Source organism: Calyptranema fuscum S582 (assembly GCF_055793305.1).
Genome location: NZ_JBSLYH010000139.1, coordinates 1 through 643 on the forward strand (window position 1 = coordinate 1; position 643 = coordinate 643).

At 53.2% G+C, this 643-nt stretch carries 1 protein-coding gene; it reads left to right on the top strand.

Going from position 1 to position 643, the window contains the following annotated elements; translation table 11 throughout:
* Window positions 1-643 (top strand): IS630 family transposase (locus ACR6Z4_RS32220; RefSeq protein WP_479721402.1); only part of this gene is annotated, 643 nt, incomplete at both ends.

The following is a 643-nucleotide window of genomic DNA, read 5'->3' on the forward strand; positions in this document are numbered from 1 at the left end:
GGCAATTCGGTTGATGAGCCATCCCAGTCAGCCTATGACGGTAGAACAAGTTGCTGAGATAACAGGGTTCACGCCAGATTGGGTGCGCAAACTGATCCACCGCTATAACCGCGAGGGGGGTGAGGGACTCCGCAACCGGCAGCAACTCAAACCGGGCGGTAAACCTCTAGCACTCAATCTTCAACAGCAGCAACAGTTATATCAACGCTTGCAATCTTCCCCAGATGATAAGGGGTTATGGACCGCTCCCAAAGTCGGTGAGTATATCGAAGCGCAGTTTGGCATCCGGTTGCACCCCAGCACGGCGTGGCAGTACTTGAAACGATTGGGGTTTAGTCTGCAAGTTCCTCGTCCTCTGCATCAGCAGGCTGCGACAAAGGAGGAGCAACAGCGTTTTCAATCGGAGTTAGCGATCTTTGTTGCCTGTCTGCAACACTGGCATCCCGACAAGTGCATCGAAGTGTGGGCGGAAGACGAAGCTCGTTTAGGCTTACACACCATTATCAGACGAACCTGGGCTCTATGCGGTCAACGTCCACAGGCGCATCATTATCCCCGTTACCAGTGGCTCTATACTTACGGGTTTGTCCATCCTGATAGCGGTGACAGTTTCTTCCTGCTGCTACCGAGGGTGAATTGCACC